The following is a 15,647-nucleotide window of genomic DNA, read 5'->3' as shown; positions in this document are numbered from 1 at the left end:
GTCTACACAAATCCTATTCGTCCCTCAGGGCGTCTATCGTATGTATGTTGGCGGCCCGCCAGGCAGGAAAAAATCCTGCAACGGCACCGGCCAAGACCAACACGAAAACGGTGGAAACGGCAACCGAAAAGTTGACCGAGGGGTTCATTATATAATCGACTTCGATATGTGGACCCAAAATTTCCAGGAGCCCCATGCTCAGGATGAGCCCCGCGAAACCCGAAATGGCCGTTATAAAGATCGATTCGTGCAAAATCATGCCCACAATAGACCACGGCCTCGCCCCCAGTGCCTTGCGGATACCGATTTCCTTGGTACGCTCGCGCACCACGATCAGCATAATGTTGCTAACCCCGACCACCCCGGCAATAATGGTACAAATACCTACGAACCAGAAAAAAAGCTTAATGTTGTCGGTAAGGCTGTAATAGCGTTTGGCCTCCTCCAGGGCGCTCCAGATAAAAATGGCGTTCGAATCGTCGGGGTGTACCGTATGCACTTGCTGCAGGTAGGCCAACAGCCTGCTTCTAAATTTGACCGAACGGGCCACGGCTTCGTCAAAACTTTGGGCCATGGGCAGGGTATAGGCCAAGTTGTTCAATCGGTCGCCGCCATTAAAAACCCTTTGGGCCGTGGTTACGGGAATAAAAATCCGTTCTTCCTCGCGGTCTTCGGTTTCGGTGAAGGATCCAATAATCTTAAAGGGAATACCCGAAATATCGATAAACTCACCAACGGGGGTATCGAGGTCGTGAAAAACGTCCCTTGCGATCTTGTTTCCGATTACGGCCACCTTGGCCGTGTTCACCTCATCTTGATAGCTGATAAAACGGCCATCGGAAATTTTCTCGTTTTCGATCTGTTGAAATTGGTACGACACCCCCTGCACCGAATAGACCAAGGCCTCGTTCCCATAATTGACGGAAACATTCCGCACGAAGATCCTCGGTGATTTCAGCTCGATGTCTTCCTTTAGGAGCTCTCCGGAAAATTCAAAATCGGCATTGCGAAGTTCTATATTCCTTCCAGGGTTCAGCCCCTTGTATTCCTTGGTGGTCGTGCCCGGCCACACCCATACGCTGGTGGCGGCATCTTGGGCAAACTCATGGGCTATACCATTGCGAAAGCCCTGTCCAAACCCCAATAAAATAACGAGAATAAAAATTCCGGAAGCAACCGACAGTCCCGTAAGAAAGGTCCGCAATTTATTTTTACGGATGGTGTCAAGGATTTCTTGCCACCTTTCGATGTCGAACATATGATTGATTTATTGATTGATGAGCACGATGTGGGGGCAACCGTGCATCCATAAGACTATTGTGAAGTCTTATTGTTACACAAATCAACTAAAAATAATGTTAAAATTACTTGGAGGCCCTGGCCCTCATTTTTCGGTAGATAAAGTAAAAAAGGCCGGCCACAAGTATATAAGGTACCGCCATGAGGTAAACTATCCCATTGTTAATGCCCTCCGCCGCCTTGGTATCGCCACCACTCTCCAACACTGCCCGGCACATGGCGCATTGGGCATCGGCCACCTCGGGCATCAGCACAACAAAAAAAAGCAGGAAAACAAATGTAACAGGTCTCATACGGCAATGTATTTCTAAACAGGATAATAAGGCGATATCATCAAATATACCACAACCCCGGTGATGGCCACATAGAGCCAAATCGGAAATGTTATAGTGGCCCATTTGCGGTGGACCTTAAATTTGCCCAAATAGGCAAAGGTATAGGTTTTGAGCACCAAGGGAATGATAACGATCGACAATACGATGTGCGAGACCAGAATAAAATAGTATACGTATTTCACCAGGCCCTCGCCCCCGAATGGGGTAGACTCCGAGGTCATGTGATAGGCAATATACATCAAAAGAAACAGCAACGACAGGCCTACACAGGCATTTACCAAATTTTGATGCCATTTTCGTTTTCCCCGGCGTATGGCCCATACGGCCCCACAAAGCAACAAGGCCGTTAGACCGTTTATCGCGGCATAGATTGGCGGCAAGAACCCAAGGCGCTCCACATTGGGTATCTTAACACCGAACAAAAGGGCCACTACGATCGGTACCACAATAGATACGACCGTTATCAATCTGTTCAACCGTTTTTCCCTTATAGCAATACTTTCCATTACTCAACCAATAATTTTTTAATGTCTTCCTTCAAGGCCGAAATCTGCTCCGTTTCACCGTGGTCGTTTTGACCTTGCTCCTCGGTTATGGCCCCCCTGTAGTAAACAATGGGATTACCGAATTCATCGACCCTTGACCTCAGGTAGCCCTTCTTGTCGACCAGGGCAAAAAGTCCCGAATGTTCAAAGCCCCCCGGGGCATCGGGCATTTCGGCCGCAAAAATATTGAATCCGGTGTTGGCCAATTCGTAAATCTTTTCCCTATCGCCCGTCATAAGATGCCAGTCGAGATGCGAGATCCCGTTTTTCTCGGCATAGGCCTTCAAGACGGACGGGGTATCGGTTTTGGGGGTAATGGTAAAAGAGGCGATCCCAAAATCCCTTTCGTCCTTGAACTCGTTTTGAAGTGCGACCAGGTTTTTGGTCATAAGGGGACAGATGGACGGGCAACTGGTAAAGAAAAAGTCGACGACAAAAACCTTTCCCTTGTAGTCGGCCTCGGTAACCAACAAGCTATCTTGGTCGATAAACTCAAAGGAAGGCACCCTTCTTTTTTTACCATCGAGCATGATATAGGCCAAGCGATCGGAGTTGTCCTTAACACTAATGCGATCATTTTCGACAATGGAATGCCCTTTTACCCTTTCGATGATCCTCGGAACAAATATGATTCCAAAGACCAAAATAACCAAAGAGACCCAAACATATGTGTACTTCGCTTTGTTCACGGTATTCTTATTTCTCGATTAAAGTCCATTTACCCCGATTGCCCTTTCTAACGATCGGCACTGTTCTTCTTGAGTGCCATCCGGTATTCGGCCAATATAATTTTGGTATCATCTACCATTTTATTGTTCAATTCGGCTACCGAACTGGTGTCGTAACCGTACTTGGTACCCTCGTCCTCATCATCGAGCCTTCCCCTCAAGCGTATCTCCTTATCCACTATAAACACATAGGGCGTACTTAGGTTTTCGTCCAAATCGATATTGGTACCCAGCGATGAAAAGAAGCTTGCAATACTCCTTTCGTCCATAAAGACGAACTTCCATTTGGACATATCGCTGTACTTGCCCAGCTCTTTCCTGATTTCGGGCACCCGCTGCTCCTCGCCTTCCGGCAAGACCATTACCAATTGAAAATCCTTGAATTCATAGAACCGTTTATAGATCTTTTCGTTGAGATTGAAACTGTTTCCCTTTTTGCCGTCAAGGTCGTAGCCCAAAAACCCCAAAACGGTAATCTTGTCCTTTAAGGAAACCCCTTCCTTATACGCCGTCAGGTCTGAAATACCTTCGGTAAGCACGGGAAGCTTGCCAAAATTGTTCACCCCGGAAGCAAAAAACAAATAGGCCACTATGGGAAGTACAAAGAGGACGACAAGAACTATGGTCTTTTTCATAGGGAGAATTGCGTGAGACCGCGGCATGTTGCAACGCGGCGAGTACAAAAATAAAAAAGACGGTTATGAAACCGTCTTAGCAAGCTGTTAATTTATGTTCATCCCGGTACTAGAAATTCCATTTAATAAAGCCGTCCCTATAAACGGTATAGACGTAATCGGCTTCGAACAATAGGATAAAGACCAGATACGAGGCCAAAAAGACCGGCACCCATACGATGGCCCTACGCAAAGAGGTTTTCTCGTCCCTTAAGTGCATAAAATCCCAAGCGATGTAATACGCCTTAACCAAGGTCAAGATAATAAATATCCAGTTGAGCAGTTTCATGCCCAGAAAATAGGAGTGTGTCAAAACACGGGGTTTGTATATACCCAATACCACCTCGATTGCCGTAACAATGGACAAGAATATGAGTACGCCCCAGATTTTTTGGGTATTGCTCTTAAATTTCAATAGCCCCCTAAATATTTCAAGTTTGTGTGCGTGTGCCATTTATATCAATTTTTCCAATTACCGTTAACCAATTATACCAAATAGAAGAATGTAAATACGAATACCCAGACCAAGTCTACAAAGTGCCAGTACAGCCCTACCTTCTCTACCATCTCGTAATGGCCCCTGCGCTCATAGGTACCCAATATAACATTGAAAAATATAATCACATTGATGACCACACCGGAGAATACGTGGAATCCGTGAAAACCGGTAATAAAGAAGAAGAAATCGGCGAACAATCGGCTACCGTACTCGTTTCTGATCAGGTTGGCGCCTTCGACCACCAATTTGGCGTCCTTGATCTTTTCCAAGGACTGTTCACGGGTCAACAAGGTCTTATGGCCTTCCCGTTCACCTTCTTGCACAATGGCCTCCGTCCTGATCAAGATGTTCGGGTTGGCCAAAAAGCCTTCCCTTACCTCGTCCAGCGAAAAGCTCGGTTTATATCCTTCCTCGTAAAACCAAACGCCGTTCTTACGTTCGTGATGTGCCCTTTCGGAAGGCAATATTTTGGCGAAATCGGCCAATGCCGCGCGTTCGCCCGTTTCGGCATTTACGAATTGTAAAATTCGTCCACCATTGGTCTCGACAGCCCCATAGTCGCCCTTGATAAAGGTCGCCCATTCCCAAGCCTGTGATCCAAGGAATATGGCACCCCCGATAATGGTCAGGAACATATACCAGATTACGGCGTTCTGCTTCATCTTATGGCCGGCATCCACGGCCAACACCATGGTCACGGAAGACATAATAAGGATAAAGGTCATAAAGGCCACATAGATCATGGGATAATTGCCATGAAAAAACGGAACGTGGGTAAACACCTCGTCCGCTATGGGCCAAGTTTCTATGAATTTAAATCTAGAGAAGCCATAAGAGGCCAAAAAGCCAGAAAAAGTCAAAGCATCGGAAACGATGAAAAACCACATCATCATTTTGCCATAACTCGCACCAAGAGGTTGATTACCGCCTCCCCATACGCTTTCTTTCGCCGTACCTGTTGTTACCGTAGTATCCATTTAATTTAAAGTATGGTTAAAATTTGCACAAATTTATAGTTTTCTCACTTGAAACGAAAGCCGATTGCCAATGAAAACCGACATAATTCCATTTTATTATCCAACGAAATACATAAAACCCAATAAATAAATCCATAAGAGGTCTAAAAAATGCCAAAAAGTAGCGCCTAGGGAGAGGCCCAAGTACTCCTTCGACGAGTATTTCGACTTCAATTGATTGTATAAAACCACCAATAACGAGATTATTCCCGCCACAACGTGGACGATATGCACCATGGCGATCAAGAACACATAGGACAGTTTTATGTTGCTGGTCGGCCCCGTAAAGTAATAGCCTTGGGCCACCATTTGCGAAAAACCGTTAAACTGCAAAAGAATAAAGGCCACGCCCAGCCCCAAAGTGACCAAAAGCCAATTGGTCGTCATCTTACCCTTGTCTTGTCGGATCGATTTCTTGGCCAGGATATAGGTGAAACTACTTATAATAATGACAGCGGTGCTGACAAAGAAGGAGGTCGGCAGCTGAAGTTCGCTGATCCAGTCTTCCCGCGAACTACTGACGATGTAGGCACTCGTCCATCCGGCGAAGCCCATAACCAGACTCACGATACCGAACCAAAGCATCATTTTCTTCGCCCTGTCGTTCTTTTCCTTTAATGTTCCCTGTGTTAAATCCATCTGCTTAAATAAACTTATCTATTACGTAAACGATCTGCATCAATGTTATATAGCTAACGCTTGCGAGCATAAGCTTTTTGGCCGTAAGGTTATCGCGTTTTTCATAAAGCCGGAAGGCGAACACCAACATCACCATTCCCATCAGGAAAATAATGACCGCCGCCGGCACGGACAGTTCGAGGAGGCCGGTGATACCGAAGGCCGGTACGATCGAAATGACCAGCATCCAAATGGTGTACATAATTATTTGAAGTGCGGTACCCTTGTCCTTTTTCCCGGTAGGAAGCATTTTAAACCCGCCCCTTTTATAGTCGTCATCGAGCATCCAGCCCAAGGCCCAAAAATGCGGGAACTGCCAAAAGAACTGAATCATGAACAGGGTTCCCGGCTCGATACCGAATTCATTGGTCGCGGCCACCCATCCCAACATAAACGGAATGGCTCCCGGAAAGGCACCTACGAATACGGCCAAGGGGGTCTTTGTCTTTAAGGGGGTATAGACACTTGTATACAAAAAAATGGAAATGGCCCCGAACATGGCGGTTTTCGGGTTGAGCTGGTACAGGGTCACCACACCGAGAAGGGTGAGTACCACGGCGATGGCCATTGCCGTCCTTACCGACATGCGACCCGAAGGAATCGGCCTGTTGGCCGTGCGTTTCATCAACGCGTCCAAGTCGCGCTCTATCACCTGGTTGTAGGCATTGGACGCCCCGACCATACAATAGCCCCCGAAGGCCAAAAGCAAAAGGGATACGACATCTACCTGCTGGGCCCCCAATAAATAGCCTGCTATCGACGAGAACACCACGCTGATCGCCAGTCGAGCCTTGGTAATTTCCTTAAAATCGGCTATGGCCAACGTTAACGTGGGACGGGTAGCCGTATTAACAGCAGTTTTCATTTATCTCTTTTCGGACTGCAAAGATAGGCCCCAACAGCTTTTCTTGCAACGAATTGGGCATCTTTAATACAAAGCCCCCAAAGGCTATGGGAGCGGAAAACAAAAAAGTCCCGTTCGCGTATTAGCAAACGGGACTTCTATATCTTAAAGGGATTTCCGATCAAGGAAAAATCCGAATGGTCGTTATTGAAGCTTAAAGGTAATAGGAATACTGAATGGAACCCTTACCGGTCTTCCCCTTTGTTTACCGGGAGTCATTTTGGGAAGCTTGCTGATAATTCGGGCAGCCTCTTTTTCCAAGTTCTTGTCCGGACCACGCATTCTTACATTGCCTATACTACCGTCCTTTTGAATGGTGAACATGACGCTCACCCTACCTTGTATACCCATTTCTTGGGCGATTTCGGGGTAACGGAAGTTTTTGCTGATGTGCTTCTGCATCATTTTCTGGAAACAGGCCCTTTTATCGGATTCGTTCTCGCAACCGGGAAACACAGGCACATCTTCAATAACGGCAAAAGGAACGTCTACATCTTCCACCTCTTCCTCGACCTCAACGTCCTCGACCTCGATAATCTCTTCTTCTTGACTGGTCTCGGTCGACTCGATTACGGTTTCCTCCACTTCTTCCTCATCCTCAACTACCTCGATGATTTCGGGTGCTGCCGGTGGCGGTGGTGGCGGTGGGGTCTTTATCTGTTCGGTCATCGGAACTTCTTCGTCCAACTCCTCATCAACATTCATGGAAATATCGTAATCGTTTACCTCATCATACGTTTTCCACTCTAATGCACCATAGACCAAAGCCATGGTCAAGGCCAGCCCAATAACAAAATAGAGGCCACTGTTACGACCTATATCCGCTTTCGGATTCTTTTTCGGTTCCATAATTGTTCGATTTTAATGTTTGCTAATTTAATTAAATATTCCTTTAAAAAGCAATTAAATTTCCCATTTTAACCGCTCTACTTTGGAAAACAGGAATTTCAGGGCCGCCATTCCGCCCAGTGCTCCCAAACTATTGGCGACGGCATCAAGCACATCGCCCTGTCTATCAGATGTTAAGGTCATCTGTAATACCTCAATAACTATACCAAACCCTATGGCTCCCAGCACCGAAATCCGGAGGGCCTTGCCAAAGGGAAACTTTCCACGGCTTTGCTCCCTGATAAAGAAGACGGCCAAAACGGCCGCCACAAAGTAGAAGGTAAAGTGCACCGCCTTATCCAAATGCGGGATATCGAATTTCGGGGTATCGTCCCCTTTAAAAGAAGATAAGCTGGAAAAGGTGACAAATACCATCCAGCTTACAAATGCCATAGTGAACTTTCTTTTTTTAAGCACCGATGAGCTCTTTATACTCGTCGGCCGACATTAGGCCATCGACCTCGGAAGCATCACTGATTTTGACCTTGATCATCCAACCTGTACCGTAAGGGTCCGTATTTACATTTTCGGGGGCGTCCTCCAAAGCTTCGTTGAACTCGATAATCTCACCGCTCAGGGGCAGGAACAGATCCGACACGGTCTTTACGGCCTCGACCGTACCAAAAACCTCTTCCTTCCCCAAGGTTTCATCGAGCGTTTCCACTTCCACATATACGATATCGCCCAACTCTCCCTGTGCAAAATCGGTAATGCCCACCGTGGCTACATCCCCGTCCAACCTTACCCATTCATGGTCTTTGGTATACTTTAATTCTGATGGAATATTCATAATTTTCGTTTTAATTGCAGCAAATGTAAAGGATTCCCCTATGGTTTTCAAAAAAATATGACCTAGTAGGTGCAGGGGCCAAGCCCGGCTTAGTTTCCAAAGTTATACCTTATGGTAAAGCCGGTGTTTATCGTCGTCTGTGGATAGGCGGTTGAAACGGCAAACTTCGAGAACGAATGGTCGTAGAAGAACAGGGCGTTCAGGTTTTTGGTGAGGGCGTAATCGGCCGTAAACTTGATCGACAGCAGGTTCTGGCCCGAGGTAATCTGGTTGTTGTCGATATCGAGGTTCCTTATTATGGTAATGTTATCGCGCAACGTTAGGTCGGCCTTAAGGTTAAGGTCTCCTTTCAGGCGTGTTTTATTGCCCCCGATATTGGTAACGAACTTGACATCCTTAAAGCGGTAGCCCAAGCCCAAGGTATACTCGCTACCATTGGTCTCTGTCATTAGGTTGTTGTCGAAGCTCAGGGCCAGAATACGGCTTTTGCGCATTTCGGCCAATACGCTTACCGAGTTTTTCATCTCAAAATCGAGCCGCACCAAAGGGTTGAACTCGTCGTTCAAGACCACGTTGTTCAGAATAAGGTCGGGCATAATATCGCCTGTTTCCGAATCGACCGTTGAAAGCCCTTCATTTTCAAGTTGAACTTTTTCGAGGTTGGTCTGGAAGGAGTTTATACTATAGGCCGCACGATACCCGTGGCTGACGGAGAACCGCTGAAACTTCTTCTTGAACCACTTGTTGCGCATCAACCCGGTATATTTCAAACTCCAGTTGGGGATGGGAATCTGTCGGAAGGCATCCAAATTCACCCGTTCGGGATCTTGCCCCGTATAAGCTGCAAAGAAAGCGGGTAAGAGGACCTCTTGCTGGGTTTTTCCGTAAAGTTCGGGAAAGCTCTCCTCGTCGACCTCGCCTTTTGATTTGAACCCCCTGTCGGCCTCAAGCCTGTTCGCGATGACCAAGCGGTTCTGCTTGAACTGCTCAAAGGTCTTTGAATCGAACTCGTCGCTTTTGTTGAAGACCGTACCGATCATTACCGTCGAAATGCTGAAGTTACCGTATTGGTTACCCAAGGGTATTTCGTTGCGCGACCATAGGTCTATGTCGTAATTTTCTTGATAGCTGTTCGAATACTGGCGGTCGGCGGAAAGGTCTATGGTCAAGTCCTTGATCGGTTGGGCGGTGGCCGTGATGTTCAACTGCCTATTTATATTGTCGATATACTGTTCGTTAAATCCATCAAAATCGACAAGCCACCCTTTACGTGCCGCCTCAAAACGCACATCGGCCTGGCTTCCGAAGACAAAACCGAAGGAAGGCCTTAACGAGCCGATAAAACCAACGGATTGGGTATAGCCCGGCAACACTTTACCACTACTTTCATTGTAGTTTACATTAAGGCGTTTTACCATGGTCAGTACATCGACGGCCGTATTGAAAAGACCACTGGTCTTGCCTTCCGATTTTCTGCTTCCCTTGACGGGGTTGCCCGCCTTGTCCTTGCGAACGGGTGCGGCACTGGCCTTCGATTTTCCATCGCGCTTTTTAAGCCCTATCATATCATAGAAGCGCTGCATGTTCAGGTTGGCGGTCAGGTTGTGGGTGCTGGCGTTCTGTATCGTATTTACCGACGATATCTCGTCGGAGTTTTGCTCCTCGGCAATGGCCAGGTTCAGGGCATCGCCGCCCCGCTGCCAGTCGAAGTTACTGGTATAGCTATACTGGGCATTGATAAAATCGAGCACGGGAATCTTGTTGAAGGGCAGTTCGTAGTTAAGCTCCAGCTGCTGGGAGTGCCGATTGGGTTCTCCGAGGTCCCAGAAGCCGTCCCACAGCCCGAGTGTTTCGTCGATTTCCGAATTGGGATCGGACGGATCTTCCAAATAATTGCGTACGATGCGGTTGTTGCTTCCCGACATGTTCAGGCGCAACGACTTGGTCAGGTTGTAATTAATGGCGTACTGCCAATTGAACGTATAATTGCGCTGCTGCAGTGTCGGCAGTTCAAGTTTATCTACCCCTTCCTCAACAACGTCCCTAAAGCGCTGTTGGTTGAACTGCCTATCAAAATTCGAATTGACCGAGACACTGGTGGGCAACAGGTTCAAGTTCAATTCCTTTAACCATTGCAGGTACTGGCCGGTAAAAAGCGAATCGTTCTTGGCAAAGGGGGCCACCTCAAGGGGATCGAAATTGTGGTTGTACACAAAACCCGTGGTTACGTTCTTGTCCTCGAGGGCGGCAATTTCAAAATCGCGGTGGTTGGTTTCGTTGTACGAATAGTTGAAGGTAAAGTTTTCGATATCGTAAAAATTGGCATCTGCCTCCTCCCCACGGTCCTTTCGCACCCCGATCAGGTTCAGGCTGGTGCGCTTGGTATATTCCTCGGCCTGGGTCCTAATGTCGTCGGCGGCCTGTTCGCTTTCGGCCGCGGCAATTCGGTCTTCCAGTTTCAAATCGTCGTAAACCGGGTCGAATTCGGGGGTGATCAATTCTTCGGAAATACCATAGTTGAACGGAATCTGGACACCCCATTTGGGAGGAAGCAACTGTCCTATGTTCACATTGGTCACCAAGTCGTACGAGATCGCATCTTCCCTCGACCTCTCGGTAGGCATTTGATCGATCGACCCAAAGCCGGAGGTGCTGGTACTTCCCGTGGCCGAAACGCTGGCAAAATCGGCAATGTTGGCATCGACGGCAGCAACGGCGGCCCATCCTCCCTCGTTGTCCAATCCGGCCAATCGAAGCTCGTTGAACCAGACCTCGCCCCGAGCCGGAAGACTACTGGCGTTCTTTACCCCTACCATCATACTTCTTATACTGCCCAAAGACGGGTTACCTTTGATCCCGATCCTTAGGGTTCCCGGTGTTCGAGGGGCAAATTCATCAACCGGCACCACCTCACCGTCGACCACCTCAAAGTAGCGTATTTCGGTCAGGTCGCTCCCGGTGATCCAAACCGACTTCACCTTGTTCAGATCGGCCAAGACCACTTCCATCTCGTTGTTGTCGGGCCAAATGGCCTCTTCGGACACGGAGTTAAAAGGGGTAAATTCCAAAGGCAGTTCCAGTTGGTAGAAGTTCTCCGTGAAATCGGTGCCGATACGCAGAAAGCCGACCAAGGGGTGCTCTACGTCATAGGTATCGCTTTCCTGTATTTTTTCGGCGTGCATGAACATCTTCAGCTTCTCGTACTGCCGAACATCGATATCGATGTTTTTAAAAACACCTCTCGAATCCTCGGGTTCGAGGTCTTCTATTACCAATGACAAAGACTGTTCGTTCTGCTGTACTATCGTGTTGTTGTTGTTCAGTTGCTCTCGTACCACACCGGGTGGCAACACATACGGGATGGGGCTTCGGTTCTCGTTCTCTTCGATATTTACGGCGCTCACATCCACAATGGTCGCATCGTCGTCTACATTCGGATCGTCGTCGTCGAGGGTTTTGGTGTACGTACGCCAATCCCCGCGAACCAGGTCCAAGGTCGCAAAACGCAAGAGCACCTCACTGTCAAAACCGGTCAAGTACATGCGCATGCTACTGATAGACCGAAAATCGGCAATACCGCCGATGGCATCGGTAAATTGGCTCAAGGGCACCTTGTATTGGATCCATCGGGTCCTCACGGTGCTTCCGTCGGGAATACGGGCGCCCGAAAGTTCCAACGAATCGCGTATATCGGTCACGTACAAATCGTTGATCGTGGTATTCGGTTTAATGGGGATGCGGTATTCGTAGTAGCTGTTTACCGTATTCATGGTAAGGTCCCGGTCGATATCCTCGACATCGGGCAAGGTCGTCGAGCCCCTGTTGTCGTCGGTTACCTGAACGGGTGAATTTCCTTGGGGGTTATTGTAGTTCAAGTACCGGTTAAGAATGTCGCCATCGCGCTGTAGGAAATATTCGTAATTGTCCAATGCCGGGTCGTCGCCGTTTTGGTCGCCATAGATTTCGGCCTCCCCGGAATCGTCAAGACCATCGAAGCCCAGATCTTGCTGTGCCCTGGCCCCTTCGTCGACATCAAAGGCGTATACCAGTGCCTGTGTGGCCGGTACCGGCCCCCAAACCGGGTTCTCGGGCTTGGTCGACCCTTCCCCGTCCACGGGAAGTCCGTTTTCATATTGCTTCAGGCCATCGGCCAGGATGTCTTCGGAGATATTGCCCAGGTTGATGACGAGCTCACCCGAACTCGTGGCCGTGCCGTCGACATAGGGATCCATCACCCAAAACTGGACAAACTCAACGTTCGACTGTTCAAAGTTCGTACTGCTCAACGAGCGCATAATACCGCCCCATTTCTCATCGGCCGGCACATCGTCGAAATTTTCATTGGCATTGTATGGGCCTTTCAGGTTGGGATAGTAGGCTAGATCCAGGGTGGTTTGCTGTCGTGTTTGGCCTTGGGCTATCTCGACATTCGGAAAAACCTCGTCCACATATATTCTTCGGGTGGCGTTCGTCGAAATATCGCTATCGGTAATACCCGAGGGCCGCTGGTTGGTGTAGAATACCGGATCGATGGTATACCAAGCCAACTTGGCCCTGTTAAAACCCGTTTCCAACCCTTTTTGGGTAGGGTTGTCCAAAAATTCCAAGGGGGTACTGGCCATGGCCCACCCTAAGGAAGACCTTACATCGATCAGGGCCTGGGCCCCTTCAAAGTCGTCCAAATAGGTGGTGGTTTCTCCCTCAAAATCGGCATTTTTCGACGAATTGGCCTTCAACCAGGCTATTTCACCCCGTACCGATAGGTTAGAGGGCACATCGGTATCGATATTGGGCAGCTTATTCACCAGTCGCGTCAAGAACGGAACCTCGGTAGAGAAGTTGCCATTGATCCCGAAAATGGTATTGTTTACCGGTTCTACCCCGTAATTCGACTTTTGGGTGAGGGGCCTTTCGTTCAAATTCAAAAGGGTGGCCCCCAAAACAAAATTATCATTGAACTGATGTTCGACGTTAACACCCGAGAATGTCCGAGTCTGCTGACCGAAGACCGCATTGTTCTCCACGGAAATATTGATGGGGGTATTCGAGGCTTCGAGACTAGGGTCCAATATCTGAACCGTTCCCGCCTGATAGTTTACCGTATAATCGATTCCCTCCTGCAGTTGGCGCCCGCCGGCGGTAACCGTTACCGATCCCCTGGGCACGTTAAAGGCCCCGATCGATATCCCGTTGCTGCCTTCCGACTTGTAGGTTCCCTTCAATAAAAACTTGTTCTTTTCGGGATCTTGGAGGGCGGCCGACTTGGTCAGCTCGTACATGTCCCTAAACACGTATTTTTCCTGGTTGGGGTTATAGCCGTTCTCGTTATCGTAGTCGCCGCCGCCCAATTCCTCGAAGAGGTATTCACCGAAAGGTTCCACTTTGGTGAATATAATTTGGCCGTTTTGGGTATTTACGGTTATCCCCGAGACGAAGTCGAAAAAACCATCGCCTCCCGACTGCACATCGTTATAGGTATTAAGCCGGTCGAAATTGAATACGTTCAGCAATATCCGGTCTTGCAGTCCGTCGGGCCAAGTGGCATCGTCGACCGGGGTGATATAGTTTCTCGGTGTCGGATTGCTATATAGGATGTTCATCTTAAAATCATCCTGGCTAAGGCTGTAGGCACCGGTGGCATAGATGTTTTTCATCATCAGGTCCCATATAGGGTCCGAAACATTGGTAATATTGCTTTTTAGCAACTTAAGGATGAGCGTATTGTTGTTGATCACCAAATTATCGACATCGCCTGATACGGTGGTCGCATCCAAACTACCGTTGGCGAACTCACCTACTTGGTATACATTGCCATTATAGGTATACTGGAAGGCCACGGCCAGTACCTCGTCATTGCTCAACCGTTGGTTCAATGAAATATAGCCCAACTGTGAGTTAAACGTGTAATCGCTGCCCTGCACCAATTTTCGTGCGTTCTCCAAAAAGGCATAGTCGAACCCTTGGTTGGGCTGGTAGCCCGCAATACTGAAACCCTGCTCGACGGTCGACACGTCGCGGATATTTTCGTTGAGTGCCCCATTGGCGGTGCCCAACAATGCGGGGTCATAATCGTTGGCATTGTTTCGGGGCAGGGCATTGGGCTGCCCGCCCGTGTTCATATTGAAAAAACCGGCCGGGGCATTGTTGTAAATCCTTGTTTTTTTATTGTCGGGGTCGCTGGTCAAGGGGTCGAATTCGCCCAAATCTTGGATTCCTACAATATTTCTCACGTTCAAGGTCTGCTGGCTGCTATTGGTTACCCACACTTCCAAGCGGGTTATTTGCACCTGGCTTTTGATAAAGGGGTAATTGGCCAGGGCCTCATCGTAATGATCCCTAAAGTATTGAGCCAGGAAGAAGTGGCGGTCTTCATCGTAATCGAGGGCCGTGACCGAAAATTCGTTGACCGTACCCCCACCTTGGGCCACCACGGTATTGCTTTGCGATTGTTGTTGGGAAAAAACCGCCGTTACCCTTGTTTTGCCAAATTGAAGCTGCGTCTTGACCCCGAAAAGGCTTTGCGAACCTTGGATCAGGGAACTGTTCAAGGGCATTGACACATTACCCACCTCAATAGATTGAATGATATCGTCTTCGGTGGGCGTATAGTCCAACTTGACGATATTCTGAAAATCGAAAGTGGCCTCGGTGTCGTAATTGGCCGTTACCTGTAAGCGTTCGCCTATTTTGCCCAACATGCTCAAACTGATCCGCTGGTCAAAATCAAAGGACGTGTTCGTACGGTTTCTAGGAGACAGGGAAGGGTTGTCGTTCTTTTGCCAGATTACGCCCAGATCCATAGCTACGGATCCCTGTGGGATGACCTCTATGGTATTTCCGCCGAAAACGGATTGAAAGAAGTTGTTGTTGACGTAAAAATTGGGCAGCAGGTTCTTGCGCGCCTCTTCGCTTCCCTCCTTTTTACCGGAGAAGGCGTCCGACTTTTCCTTGAAATAGTCTTTGATACCCTCTTGTTCGACAAGTTTGTAATACTGTTCGGGGGTCAGGATTATGGGATAGCCAATATCGAAATCACCTACCTTTTCGGAGTAGATGTACATTTTCAGTTTGGGGTCGTAAATGTATTTTGAAACAATGCTCTCAGGATTCTCCATACGTAGCCTACCCAGCGAGAATCCGGTTTTGACCGAGTCTACCTGCCGCTCTTCCGCCCCCTCGTCCTCCGTTTCCTGGGCCGATAAAACACCCATCGAAACAAAGAAAACCGAGAATAGGAGAATACGCTTAAATGACAATTTAAGAATTAGTTCTGCCCCTGTTTTCAAACTTG

At 48.2% G+C, this 15,647-nt stretch carries 13 protein-coding genes; all 13 read right to left on the bottom strand.

Annotated elements, in window-relative coordinates:
• Positions 1-13: 13 nt before the first annotated feature.
• Positions 14-1,258 carry an ABC transporter permease gene (locus BUB37_RS15025; protein WP_072994647.1) on the bottom strand — a complete coding sequence of 415 codons (1,245 nt, stop codon included), beginning with the start codon at positions 1,256-1,258 and terminating at the stop codon, positions 14-16.
• Between the two features lie 106 nt (positions 1,259-1,364).
• Positions 1,365-1,592, bottom strand: coding sequence for a hypothetical protein (locus BUB37_RS15020; protein ID WP_072994646.1), 228 nt, complete (start codon positions 1,590-1,592; stop codon positions 1,365-1,367).
• Positions 1,593-1,606: 14 nt separating this feature from the next.
• A complete protein-coding gene (locus tag BUB37_RS15015; RefSeq protein ID WP_072994645.1) occupies positions 1,607-2,140 on the bottom strand; it encodes a DUF420 domain-containing protein in 534 nt (177 codons plus the stop codon).
• Positions 2,140-2,868, bottom strand: a complete 729-nt coding sequence (locus BUB37_RS15010; protein ID WP_072994644.1) for an SCO family protein — start codon at positions 2,866-2,868, stop codon at positions 2,140-2,142. The genes BUB37_RS15015 and BUB37_RS15010 overlap by 1 nt, the downstream gene beginning before the upstream one ends.
• Before the next feature lie 47 nt (positions 2,869-2,915).
• Positions 2,916-3,542, bottom strand: coding sequence for a hypothetical protein (locus BUB37_RS15005; protein WP_072994643.1), 627 nt, complete (start codon positions 3,540-3,542; stop codon positions 2,916-2,918).
• Positions 3,543-3,651: 109 nt separating this feature from the next.
• The gene (locus BUB37_RS15000) at positions 3,652-4,035 is read right to left on the bottom strand and encodes a cytochrome C oxidase subunit IV family protein (RefSeq protein ID WP_072994642.1); all 384 of its coding nucleotides are present in this window, start codon (positions 4,033-4,035) and stop codon (positions 3,652-3,654) included.
• Positions 4,036-4,067: 32 nt separating this feature from the next.
• Positions 4,068-5,057, bottom strand: coding sequence for a cytochrome c oxidase subunit 3 (locus tag BUB37_RS14995; RefSeq protein ID WP_072994641.1), 990 nt, complete (start codon positions 5,055-5,057; stop codon positions 4,068-4,070).
• Between the two features lie 96 nt (positions 5,058-5,153).
• Positions 5,154-5,735: a cytochrome c oxidase subunit 3 gene (locus tag BUB37_RS14990; protein WP_072994640.1), complete on the bottom strand. Its 582-nt coding sequence runs from the start codon at positions 5,733-5,735 to the stop codon at positions 5,154-5,156.
• Between the two features lie 4 nt (positions 5,736-5,739).
• Positions 5,740-6,639: a heme o synthase gene (gene cyoE / locus BUB37_RS14985; protein WP_072994639.1), complete on the bottom strand. Its 900-nt coding sequence runs from the start codon at positions 6,637-6,639 to the stop codon at positions 5,740-5,742.
• Positions 6,640-6,822: 183 nt separating this feature from the next.
• Entirely contained in the window at positions 6,823-7,527 is a 705-nt protein-coding gene (locus tag BUB37_RS14980; RefSeq protein WP_072994638.1) for an energy transducer TonB, read from the bottom strand.
• A 54-nt stretch (positions 7,528-7,581) separates the two neighbouring features.
• On the bottom strand, positions 7,582-7,959 hold the full coding sequence (locus tag BUB37_RS14975; RefSeq protein WP_072994637.1) for a VanZ family protein: 378 nt from the start codon (positions 7,957-7,959) through the stop codon (positions 7,582-7,584).
• 16 nt (positions 7,960-7,975) lie between these two features.
• A complete protein-coding gene (gene gcvH / locus BUB37_RS14970) occupies positions 7,976-8,356 on the bottom strand; it encodes a glycine cleavage system protein GcvH (protein ID WP_072994749.1) in 381 nt (126 codons plus the stop codon).
• Between the two features lie 89 nt (positions 8,357-8,445).
• Positions 8,446-15,642 carry a T9SS outer membrane translocon Sov/SprA gene (sov, locus tag BUB37_RS14965; protein WP_072994636.1) on the bottom strand — a complete coding sequence of 2,399 codons (7,197 nt, stop codon included), beginning with the start codon at positions 15,640-15,642 and terminating at the stop codon, positions 8,446-8,448.
• Between the last annotated feature and the right edge of the window lie 5 nt (positions 15,643-15,647).

The sequence above is a fragment of the Pseudozobellia thermophila genome (assembly GCF_900141855.1).
GTDB classification, from domain to species: domain Bacteria; phylum Bacteroidota; class Bacteroidia; order Flavobacteriales; family Flavobacteriaceae; genus Pseudozobellia; species Pseudozobellia thermophila.
The sequence above is the reverse complement of the archived record's forward strand: the minus strand, read 5'-3'. Positions and strand labels throughout refer to the sequence as shown.

Excerpts from the sequence above, each read along its gene's own strand:
- cyoE (WP_072994639.1), bottom strand. The coding sequence starts at position 6,639 with ATGAAAACTGCTGTTAATACGGCTACCCGTCCCACGTTAACGTTGGCC.
- BUB37_RS14980 (WP_072994638.1), bottom strand. The coding sequence starts at position 7,527 with ATGGAACCGAAAAAGAATCCGAAAGCGGATATAGGTCGTAACAGTGGC.
- BUB37_RS15015 (WP_072994645.1), bottom strand. The coding sequence starts at position 2,140 with ATGGAAAGTATTGCTATAAGGGAAAAACGGTTGAACAGATTGATAACG.
- BUB37_RS14990 (WP_072994640.1), bottom strand. The coding sequence starts at position 5,735 with ATGGATTTAACACAGGGAACATTAAAGGAAAAGAACGACAGGGCGAAG.
- BUB37_RS14975 (WP_072994637.1), bottom strand. The coding sequence starts at position 7,959 with ATGGCATTTGTAAGCTGGATGGTATTTGTCACCTTTTCCAGCTTATCT.
- BUB37_RS14995 (WP_072994641.1), bottom strand. The coding sequence starts at position 5,057 with ATGGATACTACGGTAACAACAGGTACGGCGAAAGAAAGCGTATGGGGA.
- BUB37_RS15025 (WP_072994647.1), bottom strand. The coding sequence starts at position 1,258 with ATGTTCGACATCGAAAGGTGGCAAGAAATCCTTGACACCATCCGTAAA.
- BUB37_RS15020 (WP_072994646.1), bottom strand. The coding sequence starts at position 1,592 with ATGAGACCTGTTACATTTGTTTTCCTGCTTTTTTTTGTTGTGCTGATG.
- BUB37_RS15005 (WP_072994643.1), bottom strand. The coding sequence starts at position 3,542 with ATGAAAAAGACCATAGTTCTTGTCGTCCTCTTTGTACTTCCCATAGTG.
- gcvH (WP_072994749.1), bottom strand. The coding sequence starts at position 8,356 with ATGAATATTCCATCAGAATTAAAGTATACCAAAGACCATGAATGGGTA.
- BUB37_RS15000 (WP_072994642.1), bottom strand. The coding sequence starts at position 4,035 with ATGGCACACGCACACAAACTTGAAATATTTAGGGGGCTATTGAAATTT.